We start from the raw sequence: 22,134 nt of genomic DNA on the forward strand, positions 1-22,134 counted from the left end.
TGAAAAGAGCTTCAGCCAGAAACGTCCTTACGGCCTGAGCCCGTCATAACTGGCAGGAATGGGAGCGCAATCATTATTCATTTGCAATGAATGATGTGTTTCAGCAAGATATCTTAAAGCATGCTAATGAACCAGCCCCTTGGAAAAAATAGATTATTTCGAGCGGGAATGTATCGCTGATGTAGGGAAGGTTAAAAATTAAAGTGACGTGAAGCCGTGTTTTTGCGTGACCGCAATGTATTGCATCGGAGGAAACGGATGTGGCACAAAAATCCCTTGCGTCTTTATCTGAACAGCAGATGTTATTGAGCAGACGCTTGTCTCTGCCCATCATAAAAAGACTGTTCAGCCCGTTTCCACGTTTCGTAGCATCAGGGGCACTGCCGGTCAGGGCGGTTATCCGTCGCCTGATGAGTTCCCTCATGACGGTTTTATTTCTTTCAGCCCTGACATTTTTATTGGTACGACTGGCTCCCGGTTCAATTGTTGACAGTATTCTTGGCATGACCGAACGTACGGCGGAACAGGCTGCGGCGGTACGCGCCGCGTATCATCTTGATGATCCCCTGTTCGTGCAATACCTGCGCTGGCTTGGTGGGATTGCGAGGGGAGACTTCGGGCAGTCCTTTATGTTGAACGAGCCTGTTATTGACGTAATACGCAGGGACTTTCCCGTTTCTATTTTCCTTTCAGCATATAGCTTTGTTTTTTCCATGATTGTCGGGTTTTTACTTGGTGTCATCGCGGCGCTTAGGCATGGATGGTGTGGTCGGGCGGTGCTTGTGGCCATTACGTTTGCTTCGTCCATTCCCACCTTCGCCAACGGGTTGATGCTTCTCTGGCTATTTGGAATCATGGTACCCCTGTTTCCTGTTATTGGCCTGGGTAATCCGACCTTTCTGTCGCGTGTCTATCATCTGACGCTGCCCGCCATTGCGCTCAGTATTCCGGGGGCGGCCATTCTCGCACGGACACTCGCCCATGTCCTGCATGTCATTTATCATGAGGAATTCGTTCTTTTTGCCCGAAGCCGGGGTATCGACCCTGTGCGGATATTCATGGCGTATGGCCTGCGTAATGCGCTGGTTCCCGTTATTTCGGTGCTGGGTCTGGTCATTTCCACCACCTTGGTCGGTTCGGTTCTGGTCGAGATGACGTTCAGCCTTCACGGGCTGGGCATGGCCCTGGTTGACGCCATCGAAAACAAGGATGGCGCCCTGGTTCAGGGGATTACGATGATTGTTGCGATCACCATTGTTACGATGAACGCGCTGCTTGATATCGTCTGCTATTTCGCCGATCCCAGAATGCGTGAAAAGAAAAGCTGATGCGTATTGTCACGCTCAGGATCAGCATATTGTTTGCATTGTCCGTTTCCGCACTGATCATGCTGGCAATCGTGTTCGGCCCGGTGCTCGCGCCCTGGCCGGCCGAGCAGCAGGACCTCGTGCACAGTTTCTCCGGCCCCAGTGCCCGGCACTGGCTTGGTACTGATGAACTGGGGCGCGATATTCTCTCGCGTCTCATCATAGGCGCGCGTGCAGCGGTTCTCGGTCCAGTTATTGTCGCACTTGGTGCGATGGCCTGGGGGGCGGGGATCGCGATGATCGCCACGTATCATGGCGGCATGGGCGAAAGCCTGATCGTGTTCTGGATAGACCTCATGTCGTCTGTTCCGCATCTGCTTATTGCGATTGTGGCCCTTGGCATGCTTTCCGGCTCGTATTGGGATGCCATATTCATCATGATTGTTCTGCTTGCGCCGGGCGATGCGCGGATCATCCGCAACGCCACACGGCAGCAACGCAATCTTGCTTATGTCGAGGCCCTGCGTGTGGCGGGCGTGCCGGCCCTGCGGATCATTTTCCGCCATATCTTTCCCTCGGTCGTACCGCAGGGTCTGGTGCAGGCTTCAGCCAATTTCACGACCGGTATCATCATGCTGTCGTCCCTGTCGTTTCTGGGTTTTGGCGTACCCCCGGGGGCTGCCGACTGGGGGCGGATGATGGTCGAGGGCAGGCTGGTCATCGGCCAGAACCCGTGCTGCATGCTGGGGGCAGGGCTGGCGATCGCCTGCACGGCAACATCCGTAAGTATTCTGAGTGACTGGCTGGGAAGCTACCTGAGCACGAAAATGGGGGGTGCCCATGCCCGATAAAAGCAGCCTGCATGTATCTGGCCCTTTACTTGATGTGCGCGGTCTTTCCATCTCGAATAAAAACGGCGTTCTGGTTTCCGATGTCTCGTTTCGTGTCAATGAGGGGGAACGGGTCGGGATCGTGGGAGAGTCCGGGTCCGGAAAATCGTTGAGCATCCGCGCATTGATGGGGCTGTTACCATCGGGGATGCATGTAAGGGGGAATGCAACCTGCCGTACGGGACAACTGGATCTGAATGCCGGGTGGAAGCGGGCACGCTCCGGTTTCGGGATGATTTTCCAGGACCCCTTTACAATGCTCAATCCATTGATGCCCTGCCGTGATCATATTCTCGAAAGCCTGCCCTGCCATCACCCCGCGCAGGCAACCCGGGCGGGGCGGCAGCGGATCGTGGCGGAAAAACTGGCCGAAGTCGGGATTGCCGATGAAGCCGTGGGCGCGCGCCATCCGTTTGAATTATCCGGTGGCATGCGCCAGCGTGTCGGCATTGCCGCGGCACTTGCGCCAGACCCGGAAGTCCTGTTTGCCGATGAACCGACAACAGCGCTCGATCCCGTCACGCAGGCCGCCATCATGGCCCAGTTACGCCAGATCCAGGCGCAACGGCGCATGGGTATCGTTCTGGTCACGCATGACCTCGAACTGGCTTTTGCTTTCTGCACGCGGATTTATGTTCTCTATGCCGGTCGCGTTATTGAGGAGGGGCCACCCCTTGCCCTGCGTGAGCGGCCATTACATCCCTATACACGCAGCCTGATTGATGCCACCCCACCCCTGCGCGTCAGGCTGGAAACACTGCCGACGGTGGCGGGACGGATCCCGGCAGCGGCCAGGATCGGCAATGCGTGCGGTTTCGCGCCGCGCTGCGCGCAGGCGGTGGCGCCATGCTTCCAGGCGGTCCCGCCCCGGCTTTCTCCCGAACCTGATCGCTATAGCGCGTGCCTGCTGGCCAACGGGGTTCCAGCAGCCCCGCGGATGCGGCCCGCAGATGCCGCCCATGGCGGGAACGGATCCGACGGGAATGATATCGTGCTGAACATAACGGGCCTGGGCAAGAACTTTGGCGCGGCCCCGGCAATGCGGCAGGTTCTCCGTGACGTTTCGCTGACAGTACGCCGTGGAGAATGCGTCGGCATCATTGGTGGTTCTGGCTCGGGCAAGACAACACTCGGGCGCTGCATCATCGGCCTCGAGAAACCGGATGCGGGTTCGATCCTGTTTGAGGGGGTCGATATTTCCGATTACCGTCGCCTGTCGGGCAGCAGGTACCGATGGATGCGGCAGCAGGCCCAGATGGCCTTCCAGGACCCGTTTTCCACCCTGACCCCGACCATGACGATCGGCCAGACCCTGCATGAGATTCTTCGTCTCGATGGTCGGGTCACACGGCAGCGGATCGATACGCTGCTGGCAGATGTTGGACTGTCGCCCGAATACGCCGCCCGCCGCCCAAGGGAACTTTCGGGGGGCGAGCGCCAGCGTGTGGCCCTGGCCCGTGCCCTGGCCCGGCAGCCCGCGCTGCTTGTCTGCGATGAAATCGTGTCCGCGCTCGATGTTCTGGCGCAGGCACAGATCCTTAACATGCTGAATGTCATCCGGGTCAGGCGTGGCATCTCCAGCCTTTTCATTTCGCATGATCTGGCAGTTGTGCGACAGGTCGCCACCCGTGTCTATGTGCTTCATCACGGCATGATCGTGGAGGAAGGTGAAACCGGGCGAGTGCTGGATAATCCACGCGACACCTATACCCGCAGCCTCATCGGTGCGGTTCCCCATGGGGTGCCGGCATGATGGGTATCACCGCATCGGGCCGCCATCCGTCCTGTTTCATGCTGATGGGAATGCTGGTGATCTGTGGCGTAGCCCTGGGGCATGGAGTGGCGCGCGATGCGGTCGCGGCACCCACAACGCTCAGATGGGCAATCGGGGGGCCACCACGCGCACTGGATGTCTATCGTGATGCGAGCCTCAATGCGCTGGTGGTGCTGAATGTGCTTTATGACCGGCTTGCCGTGCTTGATGACCTGAAACTCAGGCCCTCGCTTGCCATAAGCTGGCGGCAGACTGATCCGCTGACCTATGTCTATTCGCTTCGTGATGATGCTGTCTTTTCGGATGGCCAGCCGGTCATGGCGGCGGATGTGGCCTTTTCCTTCATGCGGCATATCGGGGCGGGTTCGACTTCGCTGATCGCAGCCCACCTGAAAACGCTGCGTCTTGTCGAGGCGACGGGACCGCACGAAGTGACGGTGCACCTGAAAACACCGGATGCCACATGGATATATGACCCCCTGTTTGTCCCGGTTGTCGAGCAGCAGGATGTGCAGAGGCGTGGTACTCGGTACGGCGCGCCGCAGGAGGTTCCTGTCAGTTCAGGCCCCTATCAGCTTGTGCGTTTTGATGCGGAACACGGCATCGAACTGGTGCGTAATACGCGGTACTGGGGCCCACGGGGCGTGCCGGACAAGGTGACATTCAGCTATATTGCCGATCCGGGTTCGCTTGCCCTGAGCCTCAGGGGCGGGGTCATAGACGGGACTTTCAATCTGTCCCTGACATTCCTTCCGCTTTTTTGCAATCTTCAGGATGTGCATTGCCTGCACGGTGCAGGGCTTGCGCTGGTGTCGCTTATCTTCAACCTTGAGAAATGGCCGTATAACGACATCCATGTCAGGCGTGCCATCGCCTATAGTTGGCCGGCCGCCGATTTTACGCAAAAGGTCATTCATGGCGCCGGGCGGCCCGCCAATACGGCGGTCGCGCCCGGCTTCTGGAGCAACCTGCTCCCGGCAGGCGAGGTTGCCGCCAGTTACGCAAGCCTGCCTACGTTCTCTTTCAATCCCCAGCTTGCGCGTCGGGAACTGGCGGCATCCACTGTGGCAAAGGGTTTTACCGAAACGGTCAGCTTTCCCGATGTCTATCCGGTACTTGGTGAGGCCCTGCAGGTACTGGCGGAAAACCTAGCGCCGCTTGGCATTACACTCAATATCAAGGAAATTCCCTACCAGCGCTGGATCGGCAGGCTGGCCGGGCGCACCGAGCTGGGGCTTGAAATCGCCCACTGGAATGCGGATTACCCTGACCCGAGCGAACTGGCGGTCAGCTTTTACGCAGGCAGCCATGCCGTTGCGGGCCAGTTCAATATCTCCAATTACCGCAATCCCTCTGTTGATCGGATTCTGGACCGGCAGGCGGTGGCTTCTGATCCGGCGGAACGGGCATCGCTTCTGATGCAGGTTCTCCAGATCGTGGCCAATGACATTCCAAACGTCAATCTATACTGGGAAGACTCCTGGATGACGATATCGAACACTTATAAATATCATGACTTTAATGGGCTGAGCACAATGGAGCAGTGGATCTATCGCATAGATACTGTATCGAGCTATCAGAAAGAAGCCAATCCATGAAATTACTTGAACCCGAAACCACCGCGCTCATTGCCATAGACATGCAGCGCAGTGTTGCATCCCATGATGCGGCGCCGCATTCAGCGGCGGAGGTGATCGCCCGGATCGCATTACTTGCAGATACGGCAAGACAGGTGGGAAGCCTGCCCATTTTTGTCCGGACCAGTTTCCTGCCCGATGAATCGGACGCCCCAAAGCGCGTACTGGATGGTCTGGGCCTGAAGCCCGCTGCCCGTGTGCCGGGCTGGGATGAACTGCTTCCTGACATGAAACGCCGCGCAACCGAGCCCGTCATCATAAAACGCAGTTTCAATGCCTTTTACGGGTCCGATCTTGACCTGCAACTCCGGCGCCACGGCATCAGGACAGTGATCATGGCCGGGATTTCAACCAATTTCGGTGTCGAAGGTACGGCCCGAAGTGCCTATGATCACGGATACAGCATCATATTTGCACGCGATGCGATGGCAGCCTCCACGACTGTCATGCACGAAGCATCATTGACCAATGTCTTCCCCTATATTGGGCGTATTCGCTCAACAAGCCAGATCGTTGAAGCCTTCTCACAGTAATTATTTGTGTAAACCATATGGATGAGGCACGGACTCCATGGCCAGAATTGATGACCGGTACGCCACCCGCGAGCGTTTCACCACCCTGCGCGGCCTGCGCAATGAAGCACGGCGACAGCTTTCGGAGGTCGCGTGGAATTACCTGTGGTGCGGTACCGGCGACGAAACCACGGTGCATGAAAATACCGCGATCTTTGATCGTTATAAATTCCGCACACCAATTTTCGCCGGAATTTCCAACCCGGATACTCGGACGCAGGTTCTTGGCCTTGACCTGAGTTTTCCGCTCTTGACGGCTCCGTTCGGGGGAGAGGCAACATTTCATCCGCATGGTCACCTTGCGGTGGGCCGGGCGGCGCAGGCCGTGGGCGTGCAGCAGATGGTGCCCGTCGCGGCGTCCCATACACTCGAATCCGTCGCCGCGGCCAGCCAGGTCGCCGCTATTTACCAGATGACGTTTGTGGGCGATGAAGATGCTGTCGTTGACATGATGCACAGGGCGCAACGGGCGGGTTACCGCTATATATGCGTTACATATTCCCCAATCCGCCAGTGGCGTGAAAGGCTGATGGAAGACCGGTTCTCGCCCCGGACGGACGATGGGCCCGCGAATTTCGGCGAGGGGTTGTCTGATCCGGCCAGCCTTGTGGAACTGCTGAACTTCACGCAGCCCCGCTGGACATGGGAGCAGGCCGCGCGCGTGATCGCCCGTTCACCCCTGCCCTGTATCGTCAAGGGCGTGCAGAGTATTGCCGATGCCCATGCCGCGCTCGATGCCGGTGCCATCGGGTTGTATATTTCCAATTACGGGGGGCGCACGCTTGACCGTGAACCGGCAACCCTTTCCGTTCTTCCGGGCATTCGTGGCGCAGTAGGAAAAGATGTGCCGATCATCCTTGATTCCGGCATTCGCCGGGGCAGCGATATCGCCACGGCGCTTGCCCTGGGGGCGGATGCCGTGGCGGCTGGCCGTATTATCCTGCAGGGACTGGCCGCCGCGGGGGAGGAAGGCGTGCGCCGCACGCTGGAACTGCTGAAGATGGAATTCTGGTCCACGCTGGGCCATCTCGGCTGCTCCCGGGTGTCGGATCTCTCGCCTGCTATTTTTGCCCAGACACCACAGGAATGAGACCGCGATGAAAATCGTCATAATAGGTGCGGGCGCCATCGGGGCGAACTGCGCGTTCCGCATGGCGCAAAAAGGCGCTGAGGTTGTCGTCCTTGAAGCCGTGGTGCCGGGTAGTGGCACATCAGCGACCTCGGCTGCGTGGCTTTCGTCGTTTCCCCAGTTTGGATGGACCGAAAGCCCGGGCCGGGCACGGTTGCGGCGCACGGTACATGCACGCTTCGCCGCCCTGCAGGCCGAACTGGGGGGGGACTGGCTGCATTGGGATGGCACCCTTACGTGGGGACTGCCTTCCGAGCGGGCGGATTTTCGCAAGGCCTTCCATCTCTGCAAGGATCGAGGCGCGGATCTCCAGTTCCTCGATGCGTCCGCGGCCCGGCGTCTGGTACCGGGGGTCATGTTCGGTGATGATGATGAGATCGTCCGCGATGAACAGTCCGGCTGGGTGGATGCCGCCTCGATGATTGCAGCATTACTGACCGGAACCCGGGCGCTGGGGGGTATTGTCGATACCCGCAATGCCGTGACGGGCATTCGCCGCGCGGGCGGGCATGTCACGGGTGTGACCCTGGCGGATGGAGAGCATGTTACGGCTGATGTCATCATCAATGCCGCCGGAAGCTGGGGGAGCCATGTTGCGGCCATGGCTGGCGTCGGGATCCCGCTGGAGCTTGTTCCCGGGCTTGTGGTTTTTACGCAGCCAACGCCTTCGCCGGTTCTGTCGACCGTGCTGAACGCACCGACTTTCGTGGTCCGGCCCGATCCCTCGGGCGGCGTGGCCATTATCTGGCGTGGGGAGAAACTGACCAGCATACACGGGCGCAACGGTTCGGATGTCGGTGTGATCATGAAAGATGTGGCACGGGTAATTCCGGCCCTGAGTAATGTGGGAATCGCCGATGCTCGCATGGGTGTGCGCGCCATTCCGCCGGGGGGGCCTGTCATCGGGGCGTTGCCATGGCTGGATAATTTCTATTGCGCCGTGTCTCATGGCGGCATCGGGTGGGGGCCATGCTGGGCCGACCTGCTCGCCGCGGAGATTCTCGATGGCAGGAGCAGCCCTGATATGGCGGATTTCCTGCCCCAGCGGTTCTATCATGAGCCGATGGAAATCGGGCGTTTTGCTGACGATGCGGAACAGGTCTGCAACTCATGATGGATATTGTCGCAATGACCGTGCGCCCCGATACGTTTCATACGGGCCGGAAGCTAGTTTTTTCACGGCCATTTTGCACGCCTGGGGGAAAGGTGGGCTGGCGGTGTCGCGTGCCCGTCCGGTCTTGCCATTTTATGCCTGTGGCCACGGGGTTGCGCTGATATTTCCTGAACGCGCCGGTCATTGTTCTGGAAGAAAAACCATTCAGTATGCGTGATGATCGCCGGACGATACACGGGCATTCCCGCAGCACGGGTCCTGTCATGACCCGGTCCGTCAAAAAGGAGTTTCCGTATTGCATCGAGAGGATATGGCCCTTGGGGTTGGTGGGGGCACTACACGGCGCGACTTCATGAACGGACAGCCGATGGCGGCGGGCGCCTGCCCGCTTGTCTCGCAGGCACCCGTTGGTGACGATCTGTTCTCGGGTTTCGGGGGTGTGGGTGATTACGCCAGGGCGAATGGCAACACGCTGCCGATTCTTACAGCCGCGCATCGCGTGCGTGATGGGTATTATGAGCAGTTTCCCCTGTCCGAAGCGGGGGACGATGTGGAAACGGTCGACCTGCTGATTGTCGGCAGTGGTCTGAGCGGCCTGATGGCGGCAAAGGAATACACTCGCCTCACGGGTGGACGCAAACAGTGCCTTATCGTGGATAATCACCCGGTTTTGGGGGGAGAGGCACGGCAGAACGAATTCCTTGTGGATGGCGTGCCGCTCCTTGGGCCGCAGGGGTCAAACGATTTTTTCCCCCCTGATCCGAACGCCACCACCCCGGCGGGAAACCTGTTTCGGGAATGTGGCATTCCTTATGAATATACTTATCAGAAATGGGATTCCCCGCATCCTGAACCGCGTTTTTCGCTTGATAACTATTCCAACATGGATGGTTTCAATGAAGACATGGTCGATGTCGCCTACCGTTTTACCGAAAAAGACGGTGCCAAGGCCCCTTACTGGACCAACAATATCTGGCGCCGCGGGCTTGCTGATACCCCCTTCAGCCAGCAGACGCGCGATGCCCTTCTGCGCTGGCGCCACGGGGAAGACCATCGGGACCTCGACGACCGCGCGCTGGACCAGATGGATTACCGGACCTTTCTTGAAAAGGTCTGTGGATACCCGTCGGAAGTCACGACCTTTCACCAGCCTGTCGTGGGGTTGCTGGGCGGCGTGAGCGCCGATGCGATCTCGGCACGGTACGGCAGGCACCTCGTCAGTCAGAAAAACCGTTTGACACTGTCATTTCCGGGGGGGAACACTCTTTTTGCCCGCTGCCTTGTAGGACAGCTTATTCCGGGCCTGTTTCCCCAAGGCACCGCTTTCTCGGCCATCCAGCGTGGCCCCTTCGATCCTGCCGCGCTTGAGCGGCCCAATCCGGTTCGCATACGCCAGAACGCCATGGTGGTTTCGGTCCGGCATCACAACGGAGATGCTTCGGCCCGCACGGTTGATGTGACCTATGTGCGTGATGGTTGTGTCCACCACGTCAGGGCTGGCGCGGTGGTAATGGCGACAGGCGGATGGATTACGAAGCACGTGGTCAAGGACCTACCCGATGATATCATGGAAGCGTATTCCCAGTTTTTCTATGCCCCGGCGCTGATTGCCAATGTCGCGCTGAAAAACTGGAGATTCCTGTACCGCCTCGGGGCGACGGCGGTACGCTGGATGGATGACGGTACCTCGTTCGGTTTCTGCGCCAATATCAGGCGCACCATGGTCACGCCGGATTATGCGCCGCCGCTTGATCCCGATCGTCCGGCCCTGCTTACATTTTACATGGGTCTCTACACGCCCGGACTAAGCGCGTGGGAGCAGGGCGCGCGGGGACGCATGCGCCTGCTTTCGACCAGTTATCTTGATTACGAGCGGATCATCCGCAGCCAGATGGCCAATATGTTTGCCGATGTCGGGTTTGACCCCAAGCGGGATATTGACGGGATCATACTCAATCGCTGGGGGCACGCCCGTGTGATCCAGACCCCCAACTTCTATTATGGCGTAAACGGCAGGCCCGCACCGCGGGAAGTGGTTGCGCGGGGATTTGGGCGTATTGTCCTTGCCCATTCCGAACTCAATGGAGCACAGAACGCGACAGGCGCGTTTGAGCATGGCATGCGCGCCGCGCGGGAGGTTGCATCATGGGGCTAGACGGTCTTGCGCTGCGCCGCCGTGCGTTCATGGCGGGTACGCTGTCCAGCATCGGGCTGGGGGCCACCAGCGTAGCCCGGGCCAGGCCGGGCGTGGAAAACCACACCCTCACAGTCGCGCCTGCCGATATCGAACTTGCACCCGGCATCATGCGGCGCGTACTGGCCTATAACGGGCAGGTACCGGGGCCAACCCTGCGCCTGAGGGAAGGGGTCCCCGTCGATATCATGGTGCGAAACCGCAGCGCCTCACCCGAGCTGGTGCATTGGCATGGGCTGCATATTCCGCCATTCCCTGATGGGGCGGAGGAAGAAGGCTCGGGCGTCATTCGCCCAGGGGAGACGCTGCGTTACAGTTTCACGCCCAATCCGTCGGGCACGCGCTGGTACCATACCCATACCATGGCGATGATGGATTTCTCGCGTGCGCTTTATGGCGGGCTGTTCGGCTTCCTGATTGTCGAACCCACGCGCGATCCGGGCCGGTATGACCGCGAGGAACTGCTGGCGGTCCATCATTGGGATGCATCGCTGGCCCATACGTCGTCCTCGCCAGAACTCTGCGCCATGCTGCGCTACGGGTTTGCCACCTTCAATGGTCAGCTCATGAGTGCGGCGGAGCCAATCCGTGTGCGCAAGGGCGAGCGGGTACTGTTCCGTTTCCTGAACGCCAGTGCGACGGAAACGGTCTCGCTTTCCCTGTCCGGGCATCGTTTCACGGTTGTGGCGCTGGATGGCAATCCTGTTGCGACACCCCATTTTGTTTCCATCCTGACACTGGGGGTGGCGGAGCGTGTCGATGCCATCGTGGAGATGGATCAGCCCGGCCAATGGGTTCTGGGGCCAGTTGACCCGGCGTTACGGGCGGCGGGCCTTGGGCGTGTGGTGGAATATGCCGATATCCCCCGGGGTGCGCCGGTCTGGCGGCAGCCGGAACGCGATGACTGGGATTACGGCTTGTTTGGCGGGACGGCTCAGACCAGTGCGCGCACCATCCGTTATGATGGTATATTCCCCATGCTGTTCGAACGGCATATCGATGCCCAAGGCATGGAACGCTGGACGATAAACGGGAAAAGTGGCAGCGAACTCCCGCCACTTTCGGTACGTAAGGGAGGGCGCTATCTGTTCCGGTGGATGAACCTTTCCGGCTGTGCCCATCCGTTGCACCTGCACCGGCATAACTTTACGCTGTTGGCGCGTTCACAGCGCCGTATCGGGGCGATTGTCAAGGATACGGTGCAGATTGGCCGTTTCGACACGATCGAGGCCAGTTTCATCGCGGATAATCCGGGCGACACGCTCTTTCACTGCCATCATCAACTGCATATGGATTATGATTTCATGCAGATGATCCGCTATTCCTAGTGCGTGTTGTGGCTGTCCATTGCAGGATGACGACGGGTCGATACTATTACCTCCAGCCCGGCCCCAGGGCCGTTTTTTCTGAGGGCGATGCCCCGGGAACCAGCTCCGCGTGACCTATCGCGGCGCGTTCAGTAGCTGATCAGGCGCATGAAGCCGTAATCCATATGGATCTGCTGGTGGCAATGGAACAGTGACAGGCCCGGGTTGTCCGCGCGCATGTCCACATCCAGCGAAGCATAGGGCGGCAGCACGACGGTGTCCTTCACCACGCCACTGAAAGGCCGCCCCGCAATCGCGGCAATCCTGAAACTGTGTCTGTGCAGATGCACCGGATGGTCCTCGCGGCTGGCGTTGAAGAACCTGAAACGGTAGCGCCGTCCCTTTACCAGCCGCAGGACCGGCGCATCCTCAAAAACGAGGCTGTTGATGCGCCATTCATCCATGCCGTCTTTTTTAAGGAAACGTTTTGAGATCACCATCGGAATGACCTCGTCAATGCCTTCCCCCGTCACCAGACCGGGTGCGGCGAACAGGCGGTAATCCCAGTCATGTCGCGACGGGGCGATCCAGCGCGCGGGACCGGAACGGCCTGCATATTCAATGGACAGCGCCAGGCCTGCCGCCCGTTCCGCATCATCCGTGGCACCCAGCATCCACACGCCGGGGTTGTTCATCTCGACAATCGCATCGACCCGCTCGGCAACCCCCAGGCGGATCACATCCACGCATGACTGCACGGGCACCGGATTGCCATCCAGCGCAATGATACGAAAACGGTGCCCCGGCAGGGTGATGGACGTGTTCTGGGTTGCACTGGCGTTAAGGAAGCGGAAACGGACGCGCTCCCCCCGTTTTACCCGCAACGGTTCGGCGGCTGAAAACAGGCGGCCATTGAACGTGGCATATCTGTAGCAGACCATCTGGTCGGAGACCGGCGCGCCCATATCGCACAGGGCGCCGCTCCAATGATGCACCGCCAGGAAAATTTCCCGGTCATAGGCGGCGGGGAAATGGCCGTCATCAACATCAAGAAAGCCGAACTGACCAGAGTATCCGCCCGCGTCCAGATCGCGACCGGCCATGACATGCGTATGGTACCAGCGTGTTCCCGACGGGCCTGGCACGAATTCATAACTGCCGGTCTGGCCTGGCGGGATCATCGGAGATCCTTCCTCCATGGCGCCATCGACATTGCCGGGAATGTGCAGTCCATGCCAGTGCACCAGCTCCGGCCGCAACGTATTATTGGTGACATGAATAGTGCATGACCGCGCAGGGTTCAGCCTTAATGTAGGCCCCGGTACCGTTCCGTTATACGTCGTGGTCGGAATCGTGACACCATTGCCCAGGTCGATATTGGTCCGTTCAATGCTCAGCTTTACAGGTGCATCGGGGTAAAGCAGTTCAGGGCGCGCTGCCGCATGCAGCCGGACGGGAAAAGCCGATGCGGCCAGTGCCGCTGTCAGGGTCTGGCGGCGGGTCAGGACCAGCGATGTCATGGCCCTACCCTTTCGGCATTATCAATTTCATTAACGGCGCGCCAGGCCATGTCTATCGCAAAAGCGGTGCTGTCAGTGCCTGCCGCATCGGTATTGGCGATGGTGATACGCCCGAATTTCTTGCGTGCCCGAAGGTGTGGTGGCTCTTCATTCCTTTTCAGGAAATCATCATAGAGGGGGGAATACCAGTACGAATAACCATGTCCCCACCGATTGACGGTAATGCCCAGTATGTCCTGTGCCGCATCAAAACCATACGCGCCCAGTGCCGTGTTGAACTGCAGGCGTAACTCACGCTCATATGTCTCGAAGCTGGTTTCGTACATATCAATTCGCCCTGCACGGAACTGGTCCTTGATCGGCAGGCCAGGTGCGCCGTAGCCGCGCAGGAGCGAAACATGGGCAGGCTGACCGGGAGAGGGGGAATGTGCATAGCCACCGACCGAGACGGGCGGTTCCAAGATGATGGAGGCGTAATAGGAACCCGGTGCGTTCATCAGGCACGTACCGGCCTTGTGGAACGCCTGCCAGTTTTTAAGCCATACATTGACCCACAGGTTGGGCGTATGGACATTGTAGTGCAGCGCGTCACGCTGTTCGCTTGGCATATCGGGGCAAAGATAGGGAATGACGTGAAACCAGCAGGCAAGAATGCATGATTTGCCCTTGACGGAAAACAGGCCGCCATCGCGGATATAGTTTACCGAAACACCCTCTTCCGTATTCCTGACATTCACGGCGGTGGCGTTCAGGCGGATCCTGACGTTATTTTTCTCCAGATCCAGTACATCGTAATTCACGCGCCTGACCATGGCGTTTGACAGGCCGTCGCATTCAAGTGCTCCAGGCACCAGTTCCCGTACGACCATACGGGGAATGGTGGCGTTTCCTTCAGGGAAATAATACTCTGCGCCACCGTGTTTTTTCATTCCCTTTTCCGGAAGGCCCATGCCCTGAAAACCGGGGAACTGAAAGCGCTGGTAAGCGGAAAGCGCTGTCGTGGCATCCAGCCCCCTACCGCTGCCAAAGCTGCGGTCGCCCAGATAGGTGCACACCATTGGATCACACCCAACGACTTCAATCAGATACTGGCGATAGCTCATCAGGGCGAGTTTCTGCAGCTTTTCATCCTGCGACAGGCCGGGCATGTAGTCCCGGTTATCGTGATAGAGGCGGAAAATGTCTTTCTTTACCCTGTTGGAAAGCGGCGCCGCGCGCATGAATGCCGCCCACCGTTCATCGGCGTCGGGCGGTGTAGTGGGGGCATAAAGAAACGTGAAGTCGGTCCATGGCGCAGGATCCCTGAGCAACAGATTCCGGCCGAACGTCTGGCCATCGAAAAAAACCGTCTGCCCCATGCCCATCTGGGCATAGAAATCACGTTTGATGGTCGTTTGTGACAGCTTGTCGACATCAATGCCGCAAACATCAAAAATCAGCTTCTGGGCCTCGGTCTGCGGTGTGTAGACATTGAACGTTCCGCCATTGGCAATACGTGTATTACCCTTGTACGTGAACTCATTGCGTTTGGCATGACCGCCAAAATCATCATGATTGTCCAAGACAAGGATCCGGGCATGCTGCCCGTATTTGCGGCGGTAGAACCAGGCCGCCGACAGGCCACTGATCCCGCCACCCACAATGACCAGATCATAGACCTGATCGACCGCCCTGGCCTGTGGCAGGCTGTCTGTCAGGTTCCCGTTGCGCAGGGCGTGGCCGGGACAGTAGGCGCGCTCGTAACCGCTGCCACGCATGCCGGTCAGGGCAGGGGGGTAATGCGATGCCCGTTCCGCGCGTTCATCAGACCGGTCCACGCGCGGGATGTCGCAGGCCATGCCCAGTGCCTGGTCCATCCTTACGGAACGCGCGCCTTTTCTGGTAAGATCACTCACGAACAGTTCTCCCGCTCATAGGGAATAATCCAGGCTGGCATAGTAATATCCACCATTGAAACCCAACTGCTGTGCGCTCGAATCATACGGAATGACACCCACATAACTGGTGTTCAGTGGGATGCGCGACGGATATTCGTTGAACAGGTTGTTCGCGCCAATGGCGACATGTAGCTGTTTCGTGGCCTGATAGCCCAAGATGACGTTCGTCTGGAATTTCGGCTTGCTGTACATCTGGTAAAAAACCTGGTTGGACCAGGCGTTTGGTCCCGTAACGTACTGAAGCTGGTCAATGGTGTGGCCCCAGCGCATTTCATGAATGGCGAAATCCCATTTCCCCAGATGCCAGGAGGCACCAAAAATCAGCTTGTTGCGGGGGAATGCCGTGGTTAGGTAACCGAGATCCTGCGCGCTGAGCAATGGATTGCCATTTGAATCCAGGTAATCTTTCAGTACTTTGGTCTCGTTCAGGTTCAGCGCGACATCCCAGTTGACGCGCCCATATTTTCCGAAATCCGTCCTGTATCCGGCAGATATGTTTACGCCGCGCGTTCTGGTGTCGGCACCGTTGGAAAAATACTGCACCGACACGCTGTCCGGCGTGACGGTCGAATCAACCTGATATCCGCCATCCTTCAATGCATTGATGGCGCTCTGGCCGTTATAGACCCCGCCCTCGACGATTCTATTGCGAATGGTAATCTGGTAGGCATCAACGGTAATGTTCATGTTCCGAATGGGGTTGATCATGAAGCCTGCGCTATAATTCATGCTCCTTTCGGGACGTAACGGTTTGGAGCCAAGGGCCCGCGCCGTTGCCGAATTGACCGCCACCACGCCATCCGCGCCGGTCGGGGTGGTGCTCAGGCTGGTATAATGCTGTTCGGCCAAGGTCGGGGCCCGGAACCCGTTACTGATGCCACCACGTAACGCGAAATATTTGTTCACGTCGTAACGCATTGAAACTTTTCCGGTTTCTGTATCTCCGGAATCGGTATAATGTTCAAAACGTCCGGCAAAATCGACCTGCCAGTTCTTTAGAAGCTGCGTTGAAAGACCAACATACCCCGCCGTGACATCACGGCTGGCACGCGTATAGCTGAGCTGGTTCAGACCGCTCTGCCCCTGCGGGCCAGACCCGTAATAGGAAGCCGCGTCGCCCGGATTGACATTATATGCGTCGTTTCTGTACTGCGCGCCAATTGAAAAATTGACCGGACCCGCCAGAAGCGGCACGTCAAATGCCTTGCGCACGCCGAAATCGGTCGTCCACTGGCGGTTTGAAAACGTCATGACATGGAAATGCGTCGGCGTATAACCCGTGTCGCTATACAGCATTGTATTGACGGAATTGTTCAGGTCGAAATGTGAATGGTCCTCGCCGTAGCTGGTGCTGAAATCCCAGTTCCAGCCATGGAACAGTTCGCCCCTGAACCCGACCGCGACGTTGAAATCATCTTCATCAAGCGAACTGACGGGGCTGAAGCCGTTGGGATATACCTGGGGCAGAACCGTGCCGGTGCGATAGTTCTGAAAGGACCATGCCGTCCGGTGCGCGTAACTGGCGAAGGAATATAGTTCGACCCGGTCTGTGATATGGTATCCCATATTGTAGCCTAGGGAGACCCTGTTTTCCTGTGGGTTGCCGAAATACTGGTTAAGTTTTTTCCCTACGCGCGTATCGATGTCGCCGCGATTGGTATGGTCCTGGTGTTTGTATTCGGCATCGAGATGGAAATACCCACGATCCGTCAGTTTCGTGCCCCAACTGACTGTATTGTCCGTTGTGAATCCGTCTCCTGCATAATAGCCGCCATCAACCGAATGGAGTTGAAGTCCCTTCGTGTCTTTCTTGAGGATGATGTTCACCACGCCGGCTATGGCGTCTGATCCGTAAAGGGCTGCGGCGCCATCCTGGAGGATTTCAATATGGTCAATGGAAGAGGTGGGAAACATGCCCAGATCCACTGGCGTCGTGCCGTTTTCCGGGCTGCCGGTATCATCCGTCATGATGGATGTTGAATGACGGCGTTTTCCATTGATCAGGATGAGGGTCTGATCGGATGTCAGTCCCCTTAAACTGATGGTCGAGGTCATGTTGGCATTGCCGGAGGTCACGCCCGGGCGGGTGATCGAAGGATCAAGCTGCACCAAGGCATCGCGCAGGTCTGGCTGGCCAGTTGATTTCAACTGCTGTGCACTGACGACCGTGACTGGGCTGATGCTTTTTCGCGCGGTCTGGTGGGGGTCGCGGGTGCCGGTTACAATGAGTTGCTCTTCGGCCGGTGCATCGGGGGCCGCGAAGGCGGAAGCGGAAAGCGCGCAGGCTCCTGTCGCGACAGAAGCAAGAAGAAATCCACGCATGGCAGAATAACCTCATACGGCAGCAATTGATGTTGAACGGTTCCATAACAGGATATATCGGTATCGTTATGATAACGTTCTCATGGAGTCAATTTGCAAATACATCCTGCCCCGAAAATTTTTCTATTATGTCTGATGTGCCGTCGGAAATACCCCTGATCGGAAGAATGTCGCGCCTTAAATAAAGAACCTGAAACGATGAAGAAAAGTTATTTTGCAAGGGGTATCAGGGAGTTGGCCTTTGGGCCCCCGCATTGTGCCGCCGAGGTGGCGGTGCAGCGCCTGACCTCGCGCGTTTTAACGTGAGCCTGCGTGCGCAGACCGGGACGAATCTGCCTTCGCGCCCCTGACCAACGCAAGTGGTCTTATGGCGTTCTGGCCGCACCAGTACCTAGCCTGTGCTCCCTGCAAGGCAAAACCGGCAGGATCGTGCCGTGCACTGGAACAGGTTGGGGCGCTTGCCCAACATGCAAACAGCAATTATCAATTCCTGGGTCTCCTGTTATGGACAGGAAGCGCGCAGGGGGTAGATCTGGACCAAACCATTGACGGCAACCCGCATGACGATTGGCAGGAAGAAACCGGTGTCAGGCAATAAACCAAGGCATGCAACCCTTGCGGATGTTGCCAGGGCCGCGAATGTCAGCGTTGCAACCGCGGGCAGGGCCCTGGGCAATTACGGTTATGTGCGGCCGGAAGCCAAGGAGACGATCCTGAAGGCGGCGCATGCGCTGAATTACAGGAAAAACCTGGCGGCACAGTCCCTTATTTCCGGTACTGCCAAGACATTCGGCATGATCGTATCGGATATCGGAACCGAGTTTTATTCCAATATCATAAAATCAGTCGTGAACTATTGCCGGGGTCATGGATACTGTGTCCTGATTTACGATACACATGAATCCGTAAGGATAGAGCGCGAAGCCCTGGCTATTTTTCAGCAGCATCGTGTTGATGGCATTATCATTTCTCCTGCCGATTCCCGAAATGCCGATCACCTGCGTGAGTTCGTCTCGTCTGGTGGCCGGATTGTGCAGATTGACCGGTGCGTGCCTGATCTGGAAAGTGATACGGTGCAGCTTGATAACAGGCGCGCCGCCAGGGAGTGTACGCGAAAGCTGATTGCCGCGGGCCATCGCAGGATTGGCTATATTGGCGAACTTTCCGAAATTCGCCCTGCCACCCTACGCAAACTCATGGCAGCCAGTCCGCCCGCATCAGATGCAAGGCAGCCCTTTGCGCCAAGCTACCAACGTTTGTTTGGCTATCTCGATGCGCATCACGAAGCCGGGCTTGGCGTCTGTCTGGATCTGATCGGCCGGACAGGCCAGTATAGCGACAGCGCCGCGAACAGGGAGACGGGAAAGGTTCTTGCCCACGCACCAACCGCCCTGCTGACGGCTGATGGCCTGATGACTGTCGGGGCGTTCAGGTCCATCAGGGCGCATGGCCTGCGTATTCCCGAAGATCTTTCGTTCATCAGTTTTGACGATCTGGACTGGCTCCAATTTGTCGATCCGCCGGTCACCGCCTTTGCGCATCCATGCAGTCGGATCGGGGAGGAGGCGGCGCGCATACTGATCAGGCGGGTCACGGGGAGTGAGGATTCATCCTCCCTTCATCATGAGCATGTTCGTCTGGCCGGTAACCTGATCGAGCGTGCCTCGATACGCACATTGTAGATGCCCTGCATTGGGCCTCATATTCTCGTCTCTGGCATTGCCGTGGTCCGGTCCTTGCGTGAGAGCACGAACAGCGACATCACCCCGACAGGTATGGCGGATATGAGGATGTAGGCTGGCGCCACGGGGTCATGGAGGCTGCTGATGAGCCACATGGCAACTGGCTGCGTGGCGACACCGCAGAATGTAACGGCCAGCGAATACACGATACCAAACACATGACCACGGACCCGGTCTGGCAGGGCACGCAGGGTGATCAGGTAATTGCTGGCCTGCATCAGCCCCCCCACGAATGCGGGTATGCAGCACAGCAGGAACAGGCTGAGCGGCGTACGGGCGGATGCGCACCACATGTAAAGCGGGATGGCTGCGCCGATATAGACCGAACCCGCGCCGAACAGGAGCAAGATCGGGCGCAGGCGCCGCAGGGCCATGCCGCCACACCAGATGCCAATGATGTTCACGATCGTTGATATCGTGATGAAAAGCATGATGCGCGCGGAAGGCTGGTTGAGTATCGAGATCGCGTACGTGACATTGAACGAACGGATATAAGCCGCGACCGAGCCGTATGAAATGGCGAGAAACAGCAGCACGTAGTCCATGGGGGAAAGGGTATCGTGCTGCGCCGGTTTACGGTCTTGTGGCGGCATATCGCCAAATTTGCCCCGACGCAGCATGATGCCTACCGGCAGGAGAACCAGCCCGAGGGCAAAAGGAACCCGCCATCCCCATGTGAACAGAACCTCTTTTGACATGATCAGCGCCAGTATCAGCCCGACGGTGCTTGCGGCGAGTTCGGCCAGGGACTGCGTGATGCTCAGAAGGGCGACAAGAAGACCACGCTCTTCCGCTTTGCCCAGTGAAAACAGATAATCGCTGGCCGGGCCGACTTCACCACCCTCGGAAAAGCCCTGAATGATCCGTGCGGTCAGGATCAGGCATGGGGCCAGAAGGCCGATCCGGGCATAGGATGGCGTGCAGCATATCATCAACGATCCGAAGCACATTAATGCGAAACTGATCATGAGCGTTTTTGAAACGCCATTCCGGCGGCCATAATTGCCAAGAACAAGAGCGCCCAGGGGGCGAAAGACAAAACCGATGCCAAATGTGAGTATGGTTCCGAAAACGCCGGATATGCGGCCATCGGCCGGAAACATGGTGGCGCCGATCATGGGCACGAAATACACGAATGACAGGAAGTTATAAAACTCAAGGAAATTCCCTATGACCCCATAGGCAATCTGCTTTGACCGGAAAATAATCAAGATACGTTCACCTTGGAAATGGTCACCGGATCATTGCCCTGTAAAAGCATCGATATCCGTCGGGACAGTTATCGACAGTATCTGCCTGGGGCGGAATATGATGGTATGGTCCCGTACAATCATGGATTCATGACATAATACGGGTTCCAGGAAATTTTTCAGGAATTGGAAATTCCGTCAGATCACTTTGACTGTATTTATATATTATTTTTACGAAACGAATTAATTTTAATGAGGGCACATAATGAATGTCAAGCCTATTCGCCCGTGAATCCCCTATCCGGGACGAGGCGACCGCCATTGCCGTAGCGTCGGTCAACGGACGTCAGTCACTGTTGCCAGGGTGTCGCCTGTCGCCACGAATGCGGGGAGATATCCATGCATTCGATGTGACGGAAATATTGTTTCATACAAAAAACGAATTGAATATTTTTGTCACGAGGTAATATTGATTGTCAGTGATTTCTGGTGTATCGGACAGGCAGGTTACATAGTCTGCCTGATTCGTGAAAAATGTCCGTAGTAACAGTCATGCTGCGTGCATATTCCTGTTGTGACTGACTTCATGAAGCCTGGTTATATGTCGCTGTCCAGAGATACCGCCTGTTTTCTCCAGATACCGTTTTGACCGTGTAATATGGAACCCTGAACCAGACCGGTTGCCGGATAGACCTCCATAAGGAAACGCAAAGAGCATGAGGCTGTCAGATCCTCCCGAAGTGCTTAATGAAACATCGGATAAACCTTGTATCCTGGTGGTGGATCATGCGACCAATTACATTCCGCCCGATTACGCGGGGCTGGGCCTGTCTGACAATGTGCTGTCAAAACACATCGCTTTTGATATCGGCATCGGCCCTGTCGCCAGGCAGGTTGCGCGGCAGGCCGGGGTCGCGACCATTCTTGCCCCATGTTCCCGCCTGCTGGTGGACCCGAACCGCTGGGTTGAGGAACCGGGCTGCATTCCGGAAATCAGCGATGGAATTCGTATCGAGGCCAATGAATCCCTGTGCGCCGACAGCCGTGCCGCCCGGCTGGAGCGTTTCTTCTGGCCCTATCATGAGCGGATCAGTACGATCCTCGCCAGACTGACCCGCCAGCATCCGCGGGTTGTCTTTCTAGGGCTGCACAGTTGCACGAGAGTGCTGGGCGATATGCAGCGTATTGGTGACGCGGGCACATTCTGGCATGAAAATGATGCCCTGTCGCGGATCATCGTTGAAAGGCTGACGAACCGGTTCGGCCTGAAGGCCTGTGGCAATTACCCGTATAATGGAGAGGATGGCAGCTTCACCATCGACTATCATACATGGGGCCAGGGCCATCTGACCTGCGGGCTGGAAATTCTCAATGACCGGCTGCGAACCCCCGACCAGATCGCCCAATGGTCGGAACGGTTATGCGATATCCTGCATACCGCGATGGCGGGACTGGAAGTAAACAGTCCAGACCTGCTGGCCAGCACGGCATTATGACCG

General features: G+C 57.5%; 15 protein-coding genes. 11 read left to right on the forward strand and 4 right to left on the reverse strand.

The window, feature by feature from the left end:
* The first annotated feature begins 260 nt into the window (after window positions 1-260).
* The 9 genes from FMA36_RS06275 to FMA36_RS06315 all read left to right on the forward strand — a co-directional run bounded on the left by FMA36_RS06275 (window position 261) and on the right by FMA36_RS06315 (window position 11,945).
* Window positions 261-1,328 carry an ABC transporter permease gene (locus tag FMA36_RS06275; RefSeq protein WP_159261608.1) on the forward strand — a complete coding sequence of 356 codons (1,068 nt, stop codon included), beginning with the start codon at window positions 261-263 and terminating at the stop codon, window positions 1,326-1,328.
* Window positions 1,328-2,158 carry an ABC transporter permease gene (locus FMA36_RS06280; RefSeq protein ID WP_159261610.1) on the forward strand — a complete coding sequence of 277 codons (831 nt, stop codon included), beginning with the start codon at window positions 1,328-1,330 and terminating at the stop codon, window positions 2,156-2,158. The genes FMA36_RS06275 and FMA36_RS06280 overlap by 1 nt, the downstream gene beginning before the upstream one ends.
* Window positions 2,148-3,950 carry an ABC transporter ATP-binding protein gene (locus FMA36_RS06285; RefSeq protein WP_206065201.1) on the forward strand — a complete coding sequence of 601 codons (1,803 nt, stop codon included), beginning with the start codon at window positions 2,148-2,150 and terminating at the stop codon, window positions 3,948-3,950. Before FMA36_RS06280 ends, FMA36_RS06285 begins: the two co-directional genes overlap by 11 nt.
* Window positions 3,947-5,569, forward strand: coding sequence for an ABC transporter substrate-binding protein (locus tag FMA36_RS06290; protein WP_159261612.1), 1,623 nt, complete (start codon window positions 3,947-3,949; stop codon window positions 5,567-5,569). The genes FMA36_RS06285 and FMA36_RS06290 overlap by 4 nt, the downstream gene beginning before the upstream one ends.
* The gene (locus FMA36_RS06295; RefSeq protein ID WP_159261614.1) at window positions 5,566-6,141 is read left to right on the forward strand and encodes an isochorismatase family protein; all 576 of its coding nucleotides are present in this window, start codon (window positions 5,566-5,568) and stop codon (window positions 6,139-6,141) included. Before FMA36_RS06290 ends, FMA36_RS06295 begins: the two co-directional genes overlap by 4 nt.
* A gap of 37 nt (window positions 6,142-6,178) precedes the next feature.
* Window positions 6,179-7,270, forward strand: coding sequence for an alpha-hydroxy acid oxidase (locus FMA36_RS06300; RefSeq protein ID WP_159261615.1), 1,092 nt, complete (start codon window positions 6,179-6,181; stop codon window positions 7,268-7,270).
* Window positions 7,271-7,277: 7 nt separating this feature from the next.
* Entirely contained in the window at window positions 7,278-8,423 is a 1,146-nt protein-coding gene (locus FMA36_RS06305) for an NAD(P)/FAD-dependent oxidoreductase (protein WP_159261617.1), read from the forward strand.
* Between the two features lie 352 nt (window positions 8,424-8,775).
* Window positions 8,776-10,578 carry an FAD-dependent oxidoreductase gene (locus tag FMA36_RS06310; protein WP_159261619.1) on the forward strand — a complete coding sequence of 601 codons (1,803 nt, stop codon included), beginning with the start codon at window positions 8,776-8,778 and terminating at the stop codon, window positions 10,576-10,578.
* Window positions 10,569-11,945, forward strand: a complete 1,377-nt coding sequence (locus FMA36_RS06315; protein WP_159261621.1) for a multicopper oxidase family protein — start codon at window positions 10,569-10,571, stop codon at window positions 11,943-11,945. Before FMA36_RS06310 ends, FMA36_RS06315 begins: the two co-directional genes overlap by 10 nt.
* A gap of 128 nt (window positions 11,946-12,073) precedes the next feature.
* Here FMA36_RS06315 and FMA36_RS06320 read toward each other — a convergent pair whose 3' ends face one another.
* From FMA36_RS06320 to FMA36_RS06330, 3 genes are read right to left on the reverse strand one after another with little or no spacing between them, the layout of a single operon-like run.
* A complete protein-coding gene (locus FMA36_RS06320; protein WP_159261623.1) occupies window positions 12,074-13,444 on the reverse strand; it encodes a multicopper oxidase family protein in 1,371 nt (456 codons plus the stop codon).
* Entirely contained in the window at window positions 13,441-15,339 is a 1,899-nt protein-coding gene (locus FMA36_RS06325) for an NAD(P)/FAD-dependent oxidoreductase (protein WP_206065203.1), read from the reverse strand. Before FMA36_RS06325 ends, FMA36_RS06320 begins: the two co-directional genes overlap by 4 nt.
* A gap of 15 nt (window positions 15,340-15,354) precedes the next feature.
* Window positions 15,355-17,703, reverse strand: a complete 2,349-nt coding sequence (locus tag FMA36_RS06330; protein WP_159261624.1) for a TonB-dependent receptor plug domain-containing protein — start codon at window positions 17,701-17,703, stop codon at window positions 15,355-15,357.
* Between the two features lie 584 nt (window positions 17,704-18,287).
* Between FMA36_RS06330 and FMA36_RS06335 the strand changes: the two genes are divergently transcribed.
* Window positions 18,288-19,385 carry a LacI family DNA-binding transcriptional regulator gene (locus tag FMA36_RS06335; protein ID WP_159261626.1) on the forward strand — a complete coding sequence of 366 codons (1,098 nt, stop codon included), beginning with the start codon at window positions 18,288-18,290 and terminating at the stop codon, window positions 19,383-19,385.
* A 17-nt stretch (window positions 19,386-19,402) separates the two neighbouring features.
* Here FMA36_RS06335 and FMA36_RS06340 read toward each other — a convergent pair whose 3' ends face one another.
* Window positions 19,403-20,656, reverse strand: a complete 1,254-nt coding sequence (locus FMA36_RS06340; RefSeq protein WP_159261628.1) for an MFS transporter — start codon at window positions 20,654-20,656, stop codon at window positions 19,403-19,405.
* 695 nt (window positions 20,657-21,351) lie between these two features.
* Here FMA36_RS06340 and FMA36_RS06345 point away from each other — a divergent pair.
* Window positions 21,352-22,131 carry an N-formylglutamate amidohydrolase gene (locus FMA36_RS06345; RefSeq protein WP_159261630.1) on the forward strand — a complete coding sequence of 260 codons (780 nt, stop codon included), beginning with the start codon at window positions 21,352-21,354 and terminating at the stop codon, window positions 22,129-22,131.
* The last annotated feature ends 3 nt before the right edge of the window (window positions 22,132-22,134 follow it).

The sequence above is a fragment of the Komagataeibacter xylinus genome (assembly GCF_009834365.1).
In the GTDB taxonomy this organism is placed as follows: domain Bacteria; phylum Pseudomonadota; class Alphaproteobacteria; order Acetobacterales; family Acetobacteraceae; genus Komagataeibacter; species Komagataeibacter xylinus_D.

Coding starts and splice junctions, on each gene's coding strand:
- FMA36_RS06280 (WP_159261610.1), top strand. CDS start 1,328: ATGCGTATTGTCACGCTCAGGATCAGCATATTGTTTGCATTGTCCGTT.
- FMA36_RS06285 (WP_206065201.1), top strand. CDS start 2,148: ATGCCCGATAAAAGCAGCCTGCATGTATCTGGCCCTTTACTTGATGTG.
- FMA36_RS06290 (WP_159261612.1), top strand. CDS start 3,947: ATGATGGGTATCACCGCATCGGGCCGCCATCCGTCCTGTTTCATGCTG.
- FMA36_RS06295 (WP_159261614.1), top strand. CDS start 5,566: ATGAAATTACTTGAACCCGAAACCACCGCGCTCATTGCCATAGACATG.
- FMA36_RS06300 (WP_159261615.1), top strand. CDS start 6,179: ATGGCCAGAATTGATGACCGGTACGCCACCCGCGAGCGTTTCACCACC.
- FMA36_RS06305 (WP_159261617.1), top strand. CDS start 7,278: ATGAAAATCGTCATAATAGGTGCGGGCGCCATCGGGGCGAACTGCGCG.
- FMA36_RS06310 (WP_159261619.1), top strand. CDS start 8,776: ATGAACGGACAGCCGATGGCGGCGGGCGCCTGCCCGCTTGTCTCGCAG.
- FMA36_RS06315 (WP_159261621.1), top strand. CDS start 10,569: ATGGGGCTAGACGGTCTTGCGCTGCGCCGCCGTGCGTTCATGGCGGGT.
- FMA36_RS06320 (WP_159261623.1), bottom strand. CDS start 13,444: ATGACATCGCTGGTCCTGACCCGCCGCCAGACCCTGACAGCGGCACTG.
- FMA36_RS06330 (WP_159261624.1), bottom strand. CDS start 17,703: ATGCGTGGATTTCTTCTTGCTTCTGTCGCGACAGGAGCCTGCGCGCTT.
- FMA36_RS06345 (WP_159261630.1), top strand. CDS start 21,352: ATGAGGCTGTCAGATCCTCCCGAAGTGCTTAATGAAACATCGGATAAA.